10 protein-coding genes and 1 tRNA gene are annotated in these 10,175 nt (G+C 64.6%); 5 read left to right on the forward strand and 6 right to left on the reverse strand.

Features of this window, described 5'->3' with window-relative positions; translation table 11 throughout:
• Positions 1–75: 75 nt before the first annotated feature.
• Genes mobC through CFR72_RS17700 form a run of 3 tightly spaced genes read left to right on the forward strand, consistent with a single transcriptional unit; the run spans position 76 to position 1,032 of the window.
• Positions 76–318 (forward strand): plasmid mobilization relaxosome protein MobC, encoded by a 243-nt coding sequence (gene mobC, locus CFR72_RS15230; protein WP_110914675.1) that lies wholly within the window; start codon positions 76–78, stop codon positions 316–318.
• A gap of 1 nt (position 319) precedes the next feature.
• Entirely contained in the window at positions 320–874 is a 555-nt protein-coding gene (locus CFR72_RS17695) for a relaxase/mobilization nuclease domain-containing protein (protein ID WP_167400421.1), read from the forward strand.
• Positions 871–1,032: a hypothetical protein gene (locus CFR72_RS17700; protein ID WP_167400422.1), complete on the forward strand. Its 162-nt coding sequence runs from the start codon at positions 871–873 to the stop codon at positions 1,030–1,032. The genes CFR72_RS17695 and CFR72_RS17700 overlap by 4 nt, the downstream gene beginning before the upstream one ends.
• A 274-nt stretch (positions 1,033–1,306) precedes the next feature.
• Here CFR72_RS17700 and CFR72_RS15240 read toward each other — a convergent pair.
• The 5 genes from CFR72_RS15240 to CFR72_RS15260 form a co-directional block, all read right to left on the reverse strand.
• Positions 1,307–1,382: transfer RNA gene (locus CFR72_RS15240), tRNA-Glu, on the reverse strand.
• Positions 1,383–1,451: 69 nt separating this feature from the next.
• Complete coding sequence (gene recJ, locus CFR72_RS15245; protein WP_110914676.1) at positions 1,452–3,308, reverse strand: single-stranded-DNA-specific exonuclease RecJ; 1,857 nt, start codon at positions 3,306–3,308, stop codon at positions 1,452–1,454.
• A 114-nt stretch (positions 3,309–3,422) separates the two neighbouring features.
• Entirely contained in the window at positions 3,423–4,757 is a 1,335-nt protein-coding gene (locus CFR72_RS15250) for a homoserine dehydrogenase (RefSeq protein ID WP_110914677.1), read from the reverse strand.
• Positions 4,758–4,786: 29 nt separating this feature from the next.
• Entirely contained in the window at positions 4,787–6,019 is a 1,233-nt protein-coding gene (locus CFR72_RS15255; RefSeq protein ID WP_110914678.1) for an LL-diaminopimelate aminotransferase, read from the reverse strand.
• A 90-nt stretch (positions 6,020–6,109) separates the two neighbouring features.
• Entirely contained in the window at positions 6,110–7,075 is a 966-nt protein-coding gene (locus tag CFR72_RS15260; protein WP_110914682.1) for an OmpA family protein, read from the reverse strand.
• A gap of 179 nt (positions 7,076–7,254) precedes the next feature.
• Between CFR72_RS15260 and CFR72_RS15265 the strand changes: the two genes are divergently transcribed.
• Both CFR72_RS15265 and CFR72_RS15270 read left to right on the forward strand, forming a co-directional pair.
• A complete protein-coding gene (locus CFR72_RS15265; protein WP_110914679.1) occupies positions 7,255–7,929 on the forward strand; it encodes an ATP-dependent Clp protease proteolytic subunit in 675 nt (224 codons plus the stop codon).
• A gap of 226 nt (positions 7,930–8,155) precedes the next feature.
• Positions 8,156–9,157 (forward strand): ferritin-like domain-containing protein, encoded by a 1,002-nt coding sequence (locus tag CFR72_RS15270; RefSeq protein WP_110914680.1) that lies wholly within the window; start codon positions 8,156–8,158, stop codon positions 9,155–9,157.
• Positions 9,158–9,357: 200 nt separating this feature from the next.
• On the opposite strand, the gene CFR72_RS15275 is transcribed toward CFR72_RS15270, so the two are convergent.
• Complete coding sequence (locus CFR72_RS15275; protein ID WP_110914681.1) at positions 9,358–9,873, reverse strand: hypothetical protein; 516 nt, start codon at positions 9,871–9,873, stop codon at positions 9,358–9,360.
• Between the last annotated feature and the right edge of the window lie 302 nt (positions 9,874–10,175).

Raw genomic sequence — 10,175 nt, forward strand, 5'->3', positions numbered from 1 at the left:
CCGATTATGGTAACTTTCATCCGGGCGGTCTCCTCTGAATGGTCTTCCGACCTCATCATGGCACATTGATGTCGCATGGAGGCCGTCCACCCCATCTGGTTCCGTGCTGTCGCCCTTGACGCCATGGCGAATGGTGGCCCCCACTTTCATGCCGACATGCTGGATATCCACAACCAGTTGGCAGCGCTTGGCAACAATCTGAACCAGTTGGCCCGACGGGTGAACGCAGGGGAGGCGGTAACAGGGCTTCAGGAGGCCACGGATGAAGTCAGGGCCACGGCGCTCCGGGTGACAAAGGTGCTCCGGAAGGTCCGTTGACATGATCATCAAGTCAACGCGCATCCGGGCGACCGCACGCAGCATGACCCAAATTGTGCGCCACCTTCTGGACAAGCCCGATGAAAATGAGGTCATCCACCTGATCCGGGGATCACGGGCGGATGTAAGAATGGCGTTCGATGACGCCCGTGATTTTGGCCGGAAGAACGCGGCGGCCCACTTCATCCTTGCCAGTCAGGAAAAACTGGACCCACGGCAGGTTCGGGATGCCATTGCGATGATTGGCGAGGAATTCGGCTTTTCACGTGACGACGTGAAGCTGTGTGTCCGCCACCAGAAAAGCCGCCATGATGGGGAAAGCTGGAACCAGCATTTTCATCTTCTGGTGCAGATGGTGAATCCGGAGAATGGCCGCGTCATGGACATGTCGCACAGTTACGCGCGACAGGAAAAAATCGAACGCATTTTCGAGGTGAAGAACGGCCTGCGCCTGCTGAAAGGACGACACAACCGGGCCGTAACCGACCCGACGATCCGGGACCGTCTGGCTGGTCTGCAGGATGCCACAGGATCGTCAAGGAGGGCAGGGATATGACCGATGCGGTCATTCTCCCTGTGGGCCATGCACTCATCCCGATAGCGTTCGATCAACTGACGGATCGGGATGCGGTCGATGGTGGAGGTATCACGAAACTGGCCCAGATCGATCTCGGCCCATTTTTCATTGAGCCAGCGTCGAGCCAAAGCGGCTGAGGCGAATGTTTTGCGAATACGTTTGCCGTCCACCATCTTCCGGGCTTGGTACTGGCTGGGGCCACGATACCAGACACCTTTAGGCAGCGCTCTGCCCGTAATGGGGTCGATATTCGTCTTTTGTGATTCGCTCATGAGAATCCCTGATATCACTGAGCCATCCCTGAGTGACGGAAACCCGTTTGGCTCAAGATTGGCTCAAAGTCCAACAAACTGGAAATCAGGAAAGTGCCTGTAATCAGCCAAGACCCGCAGTAAACTGCGATAAAGTAGCTGGCGTCCCGTACGGGATTCGAACCCGTGTTGCCGCCGTGAAAGGGCGGTGTCCTAGGCCTCTAGACGAACGGGACTAAAGGCGTGAGCGGGTAGATATCCCGACAGGCGGGGGCGGTCAACCCCCTGAAATCAGAATATGAAAATTAATTCGCAAAAGCCGCGTCACGGATGAAGAAACTGGCGGTCGTGCGGCCATTCCATGTCTGGGCCTGCAGCCATCCGGCCAGATGCAGGGGCGGGGCGTTGCGATCCTCCAGCACGGGCGTCATGGGATTGTCGCCAGCACGGAACAGCAGCGCCTTCAGGCGCGGGCCGCCACCTTCCCCCTCGATCATCAGGCGTAGCGTATTGCTCTCGCGCCCGATGCGGTCGGCACGCACGATGCGCACGCGCGGCAGCGCCAGCAGCGGTTCGTCATTGCCCGAACCGAACGGGGCCAGGCGCCCGATATCATTCGCCAGTTCCACCGTCGCGGCCCGGACACTCACGATGCCTTCAATGCTCAGATCCACCGCGTCGGGCAATGCGGCCGCCTTTTCCAGCCGTTCATCAAGGAATGTGTGCAGCGCGGAAATGTTTTCGGCCTTCAGGCCAAATCCCGCCGCCATCGCATGCCCCCCGCCCGAGGTCAGCAGGCCCGCCTGCCGCGCCGCGATGATGGCCGTGCCCAGGTCGATCCCCGTCACGGAACGCGCCGATCCCTTGACGCTGCCATCCTCCAGCATCGCACCGACCAGCACGGGGCGGTTGAAGCGTTCCTTCACCCGTCCCGCCACGATGCCCACCACGCCGGGATGCCAGTCGCGGCCGCACAGCAGCAGGACCGGGTGGCCTTCTTCCCGCTGGCGGGTGGCCATTTCCATCGCGATGTCGAGGATATCGCCCTCCACCGTCTGGCGGCGGCGGTTGACCGCATCCAGGCGCTCCGCCAGGCGCCGGGCTTCCGCCTCGTCCTCGCACAGCAGCAGTTCCAGCCCCAGCCCCGATTCCGCGATCCGCCCGCCCGCGTTGATGCGCGGTCCAAGGGCGAAGCCGCAGGTGGTGGAGGTCAGCCGGTCGTCCGTCACACCGGAAACGTCAAGCAGCGCGTTCAGGCCAATACGCTGGCGGCGGGCCATGACCTTCATCCCCTGCGTGACAAAGGCGCGGTTCAGCCCCGTCAGCGGCATGACGTCACACACGCTCGCCAGCGCCACGAGGTCGAGATAGTCCATCAGTTGCGGCATGGGCCGTGTTTCGAACCACCCTTCGCGGCGCAGCACGCCCGTGGTGGCGACCACCGCCATGAAGGTCACGGCCGCGGCGCACGCCCCATGCAGGCGCGAGGCGCAGTCAAGCCGGTTCGGGTTGACCGTCGCGGTGATGCGTGGCAGCGCGCCCTGCACCTTGTGATGGTCCAGCACGATGATGTCCGCCCGTGCCGACAGGGGGGAGAGGATGTCCCCCGCCGCCGTGCCACAGTCCACGCAGACGATCAGGCCCGCGCCATCGGCGACCATCGCCTCCAGCGCGGGGGTATTGGGGCCATAGCCCTCGCTCATGCGGTCGGGGACATGGGTGATGACGCGACAGCCCATCTGGCGCAGGAAATGCGTCAGCAGCGCCGCCGAACAGGCGCCATCCACGTCGTAATCGCCAAAGACCCCAACGGTTTCCGATGTGGTGATGGCCTGCGCCAGACGCCGTGCCGCCTTGTCCATGTCGATCATGCCGGCGGGATCGGGCATCAGCGCGCGCAGCGTGGGGCTGAGGAAATCCTGCACGGCGTCGGGTGCGACCCCGCGCATCGCCAGCATGCGCCCGACGACTTCGGGCACCCCGGCCTGCTGCATGATCGCCATGCCCATGCGCGCGGTAAGCCCGGAATCAAGCGTGGCCGACGGGTCACGCCACAGCCACCGCCGTCCCGTCAGGCTGGAACGCACGCCCAGCACCAGGGCGCTGTTGTCCGCATCCTCCACCGTCCCTGCCGCCAGCACCCCGTCCGTCATGTCCCCCATGCTCATGCCCGCGCTCCCGTCGCGGTGTGCCGGGGAACGGGGCTGTGGGCGGCAGTGGCGTTGGTCATCGGGGAATCCTTGGGGAGTGGGAACGTAAGGGGGCGGGAGGAGGGATCAGTCCCCCTCGATCCGGATCATGGCCGGTTCGTCGAGCACCGACTTGAGTTGCGCGATGTGCCTGAGCGCATGCAGCATCGCCGCCTCGCTGGTATGATGGGTAATCAGCACCAGCGGCACGCTGTAACTGTCATCGGGCAGCGTCTCACGCGCATGGGCATGTTGCAGCATCGTATGCAGCGACACGCCATCATCGCGCAGCACCGCCGTGATGTCCGCCAGCACGCCCGGACGGTCCACGACGTTCAGTCGCAGGTAATACCGGCCCGAAAACTGTGCGCGCGGCAGGGCGACGGCCTGCGTCAGGCCATCGGTGCTGCGTCCCCATACGGGAATGGCGTTGCCGCGCGCGATGTCGATCAGGTCGGCGGTGACGGCGGTGGCGGTGGGACCTTCGCCCGCGCCACGACCCTCCAGCATCAGGCGGCCGACAAACGCGCCTTCGACCACGACGGCGTTGAACACGCCATCGACCTGCGCGATGGGCGTCGTGTTGGGCACGAGGCACGGATGCACCCGCGCCTCGATCCCGTTCGCATGCTGCCGCGCGATGCCCAGCAGCTTGATGCGATAGCCCAGTTCACGCGCGAAATGCAGGTCCAGCGCACCGATGCGGCGGATCCCCTCGATATAGACCGAGGCGAAGACGACCGGCCGGCCGAACGCAAGCCCGGCAAGGATCGCAAGCTTGTGCGCCGCGTCCACCCCGTCCACGTCGGTGGAGGGATCGGCCTCGGCATAGCCAAGCTTCTGCGCATCGGCGAGGATGTCGGCAAAGTCACGCCCCGTCTCGCGCATCGCGGTCAGGATGTAGTTGCACGTGCCATTGAGGATGCCGCCGACCTTGAGGATACGGTCCCCGGCCAGCGCCTCGCGCACGGTCTTGATGGCGGGGATGCCGCCGGCGACCGCCGCCTCGAACATCAGCGGCACATTGGCCTTCTGCGCCAGTGTCGCGAGTTCCGCGCCATGGATCGCCATCAGCGCCTTGTTCGCGGTGACGACCGGCCGGCCGTTTTCCAGCGCGCCGGTGACGATCCTGCGCGCGATGCCTTCCGCGCCACCGACCAGTTCGACCACGACATCGACGTCGGGATGCGCCGCAAGTTCGGCGGCGTCGTCGCACCATGCGACATCCGACAGGTCCACGCCACGATCGCGCGTGCGGTCGCGCGCGCTGACCGCGGTGACGACCAGGCGACGCCCGGCGCGCGCGGTGATCAGCGCGGCATTTTCACGCAGCATCCTGACGACACCGGCGCCAACCGTGCCCAGCCCCGCGATACCGATGCGCAGGGGAGGGGGCTCAACAGGTGAAGAAGCAGCAGTCATGTTTTTTCCGTAAGGGAAGTGAAAAGCGTTCAGGAAACGGAATCCGTGACCGCGGGGTCACGCCGTGGCGCGGGGGCGGCCGCGTTGTGGGCCGACATGAAATGGCGGATCGCACGCGTCGCCTGGCGCAGGCGCTGGGTGTTTTCCACAAGGCCGATGCGCACGAAGCCCTCCCCATGTTCGCCAAAGCCAAGGCCGGGGGCGACGGCGACGCCCGCCTCCTTCAGCAGCAGCTTGGAGAAGCCGACACTGCCCATCTCACGGAACTTCTCGGGGATGGGGGCCCATGCGAACATGGAACCTTCGGGCGAGGGCACGTCCCACCCGGCCGCGTGCAGGCCGCGGATCAGCACGTCGCGGCGTTCGCGGTAGATGTTGCGGATTTCCGCGACACAGTCCTGCGGCCCGCTGAGTGCCGCGACGGCGGCGACCTGGATCGGGGTGAACGCGCCATAGTCCAGATAGGACTTGATGCGCGTCAGCGCCGCGATCAGGCGCGGATTGCCCGCCGCAAAGCCCATGCGCCACCCCGCCATGGAATAGGTCTTCGACAGGGAGGTGAACTCCACCGCGATGTCCTTGGCACCCGGTACCTCGAGGATGGAGGGCGGCACGCGGTCCCCGAAATAGATTTCGGCATAGGCAAGGTCGGACATGATCCAGATCTCGTGCCTGCGCGCGAAGGCGACGAGTTCGCGGTAGAAGTCGAGGTCCGCGACATAGGCGGTCGGATTTGACGGAAAATTGACAATCAGCGCGGTCGGTTTCGGCACCGAATGATGCACCGCACGTTCCAGCGCGCGCAGCATTTCCTCGTCCGGGGTGGCTGGAATGGAGCGGACGGAGGCGCCGGCGATGATGAATCCGAACTGGTGGATCGGATAGGACGGGTTGGGCACCAGGATCGTGTCGCCCGGACTGGTGATGGCGGCGGCAAGGTTCGCCAGCCCTTCCTTGGAGCCAAGGGTCGCGATCACTTCGGTTTCGGGGTCGAGGCCGACATTGAAGCGGCGTTCGTAATACCCCGCAAGCGCACGGCGCAGGCCGGGGATGCCACGGCTGACGGAATAGCGGTGCGCGCGCGGATCCGCCACGGTTTCCACCAGTTTCTGCACGATGTGCGAGGGCGTGGGCGTGTCGGGATTGCCCATTCCCAGATCGATGATGTCTTCCCCGCGGGCCCGCGCGCTGGCCTTGGCCTTGTTCACTTCGGCGAAAACATAGGGCGGCAGACGGCGGATGCGATGGAATTCTTCGGTCATGGGACTGCTCTGCAGGCAGGCGGGATCAGGGATCGCGCCGGGTTGGGAATCTGAAGTCCCGGCCGCCAGGATGGCGGACCGGCCGATACATTAGTGCACGATGCCAACTCTTGCACCAGTCCCGAACGCCGCCGCATGCAGGCGGATCGCCGATTCCGGCACCCCCTGCGCCACCAGCGCGTGCGCCAGCGTACGGGTGCGCAGGATCGCAAGCGACATGGCCTGCGCCTGTCCCTGCGCGCTGGCCGTGGTGGCGTCGCCATACCCGTTGATGACGATGGTCCCGTCACCGCGTGCGCGCGCCACGTCCGACAGCGCGCGCTCCTGCCCGTGCTGCATCTGGTCCGAACCGGGGGCGAAGCCGATGGCGCGCCACTGGTCGTTGTCAAGCTGGTAATCCGGCAGGGGACGGCTGACGCCCTCGTTCGTGCCGATCGTCCCGATCCCCGCAAGGGTCACGGGCTCCGGCGGGGCCTTGGCCAGCGCGGGCAGGGTGGTGGGCAGGATCTGCGCATCCGTCGGTAGGGCGTTGCTGACCTCGGGCATCGCGATCGTGGCGTCGTCGGCCTCATGCGCGGGGCGCGACGTGGTGGCGGGGGCGGCCGGGGCCGCGGCGAAGGACGCCGACTGCATGCCCGTCGCGGGGGTCGCGGGCGGTGGCGGCACCTCCGCGACCGAGGGAATCGGCCCCATCGTCGCGTCCTCGCGGTGGATCAGGTTGCGCTGCTCACGCAGGTCGGTGGTGATGTCGTCGCGCAGGTCCTGTGACGGCAGGACCGGGGCCTCCCGCGGGCCAAGCCCGACATGCGGATACGGGTCATGCGCGCCGGGTGGGGGGGGGCGCTGCTGCCCTATGACGCCGCCCTGGTGGTTGTGGTACCAGTCCGCCAGCGTATCGACCGTATCGCGATGGCCCGAGCCGCATCCGCCAAGCAGGGCCATGGCGGCGACGGCCCATGCCAGGCGTGCCCCATTGCCCGCCGCCCCACGGCACGAACGGCCGCGACGCACGAAAAAGAACGCATCGGAACTTGGCGCGGGCGCAGGATTGCCCATATCCACTCCGTCAAACAGATGTCACACGATGTTTCCTACTACCCTGTCCCGCCCGTCATAGCGAGGGGCGGCGCGCGGGGTCGCAGGACCCCGATCGCTTGACAGGGCTTGGCACCACGGCCAAGGCAGCGCAGGATAGGGGGATGACTATGCCAGCCCCGGAAAAGAGGGAGAGCCCAATGAACGGCATGCAGCCGAAAGATCGCGTCCGCATGGATGACGAGGATCCGCGCGATCCCGACATCCCCGAACCCCAAGGCCCGGAGACCGAGGAACCCGATCGTAACCGCACGCTCTCCTCGCCCATCAGCGAACTTGAAAGCCGCCTGTTCGACCAGCGCAAGGTGCTGGTGTTCGGGCCGATCAATGACAAGATCGCCCGTGATGTCACCGGCCGCCTGCTGGCGCTGGCCGGTGCGTCGGACAGGCCGATTGACGTGTATGTCAATTCGCCCGGCGGGCATGTGGAAAGTGGCGACACGATCCATGACATGATCCGCTTTGTCGATTCGGTGGCCCCGGTCAACATGATCGGCACCGGATGGGTGGCGTCGGCGGGTGCGCTGATTTACGCGGCGGGAAACAAGGAGCGGCGCTACTGCCTGCCCAACACGCGCTTCCTGCTGCATCAGCCGATGGGCGGCGTGCGTGGTCCCGCCACGGACATCGACATCGAGGCGCGCGAGATCGTCAAGATGCGCGAACGCCTCAACCGCCTGTTCGCGCGCGAAACCGGGCAGCCGTACGAGAAGATCTGCAAGGATACCGACCGTAACTACTGGATGTCCGCGCCCGAGGCGATCGAGTATGGCCTCGTCACACGCGTGATCGAAAAGATCTCCGACATTCATTGATCCATGACAAGGGCGGCGATGGCGGCAGCCCCCATACTGCTGCTGTCGCCCCAATGGGGCGCATAACAGGGTCAGCCAGGAATTCAGCGTCCTTGTGCAACGAAGAACAGTTCATTGCCCGGTCGGCACGACCCGTTCCATGTGCCGCGATGGCGGCGGACTGTTTTTTTTGATGCCAGCCGATCGGTGAATTCCCGCGTTACCGTTTCGATCAGCGAGCTGACACATGAACGCACTTTCAGACATCTATACCAACCTGCCCGAAGCGCAGGACCCCGGCGCGGCTACCCCTGAAGCCGTGGCGAAGGCGGATTACACGGCGCGTCACTGGTCGAGTCCGGTGCCCGGGCCGCTGAAGCCCGGTTCGGTGGAGCACAAGCGCGCCGTGGCGGAGATGTTCCGCGAGACCTTCAACCCCTACAAGCCGTCCGTCATCGAATGGCCCAAGCTGGATGCGGAGACGCTGCGCCGGGTTACGTCGCTGCCGATCTGGGACATCGCGGTGCAGACCGAGGGCAAGGCCCGCCTGCGCATGGCGGCCTATGCCCGCCTGATTGACGACCCGGACATGAAGGATGCCCTGTCGCGCAACGCGTGGGAGGAAAACCGCCACAAGGAGGTCCTCTCCAAGATGGTGGAGGCCTATGGCATCCCGCTGGCGTCGGAGCCGACCTACCACGAACCGCGTGATGTGGAGTGGGCCTACCTCGTGACCGGCTTTTCCGAATGTGTGGACAGTTTCTTTGCCTTCGGCCTGTTTGAGGTGGCGAAGCGTTCGGGCTTCTTCCCGGCGGAACTTGTCGAGACGTTCGAGCCAGTGATGCAGGAGGAATGCCGCCATATCCTGCTGTTCGCGAACTGGCTGGCATGGCACCGCGCGACGATGCCGCTGTGGAAGCGCCCGTGGTTCGAGATCCGTGTCCTCGCGGTGTGGGTGTTCCTGGTCTATGAACGCCTCGGCATGGCGCAGACGATGGATGCCGATGGCAATGTCCACGAACAGGACAACAATTTCACCGTCAACGGCACCAAGGAAGTGGCGAGCATCGACATGCCGCTGCGTGATTTCCTTGACCTGTGCCTCAATGAAAACGAACGCCGCTTCTCGGGCTATGACCCGCGCCTGCTGCGGCCGAAGCTGGCGCCGAACCTTGCACGTTTCCTGCGCTTTTTCCTGCCGCGCACGCCTGAATCGCGCAAGCTGGAGGGGAAGCAGGCCATCTCCTGATCTCCCCCGGATGATGCGCGCCTGACGCGGCCCCGTCTCCTGCCATCAAAGGCCGGGGGCGGGGCCGTTTTCGTTGGGCTATATAACTATCTGAATAACTTAAAGAAGTTTTTGGTGAAGCTTTTTTCAAAAAGCTTCAAAAGACGCCGCCTTTAAAAAAAGACGGCCGCCCCCGAAAACGTTTATTTTTTAACAGTCACTTACACAGTGACCTTCGCCGGCGCGGCAGCGAAGTCGAGTTGCCCCAGATAGGCAAGGCGCTTTGCCGGGATGATGTCACCGATGCGGCCATCGGTAATCCGGGCATAGCCGAACACCTTGCTCTCCTCCTCGTCCGAACCGATGGCGAGGCCCGCGAAATCCTGTCCCTTTTCATCCTGCAGGTGCCACACGTCACCGCGTACCACCGCATCGAACTTGTAGCGGAAGCCGGGCAGGATCTTGGTCAGGATGGCGGGCATCACCTCGGTCACGTCGAGCGCGCTGCGCACGAATTCGGTGCAGAATTCGTCCGGGGCGAAATATCCCTTCATTTCCGGGGTCATCAGGATCAGCCCGGGTTTCGTGCCTTCGGCCGAGACGAGGCGGCTGCGAATGACGATCTTGGGCTCGTCACGCGATATTTCCGAGGCGAGGAGGACCGTCCCCACCGGTGCGGCGAGCAGGTCGGGTAAGACCTTCATCTGGGTCAGGGGGAGGGTGGACAGGGTGGTCATCGGTGATCTCCGCTTGCGTGCGATATCCTGCCTGAAGACGGCAGCGTGACTGTGCGCTTCCTGCCCCGGTGGTGCAACCGGCCCCGGCGGCAGCCGTCCGGTCACGGTATGGCTCGGTCGCGTCTACTGCGGGGCGCGTGGGGCGCAAAGGTGGCGCATGCCATGCGCATCGTCCCGGGCGACGGGTGCAAATCGTGGAATTACAGATTCCATGAGGAGTGGATAGCGAGCCGCGCCGTGTCAGAGTGTGCTTGCTGAAACTCTCTGGAGGGCAGAACCATGCTCGAGGCATCTGATCATCC

The sequence above is a fragment of the Gluconacetobacter entanii genome (assembly GCF_003206495.1).
Taxonomy (GTDB): Bacteria; Pseudomonadota; Alphaproteobacteria; order Acetobacterales; family Acetobacteraceae; genus Novacetimonas; species Novacetimonas entanii.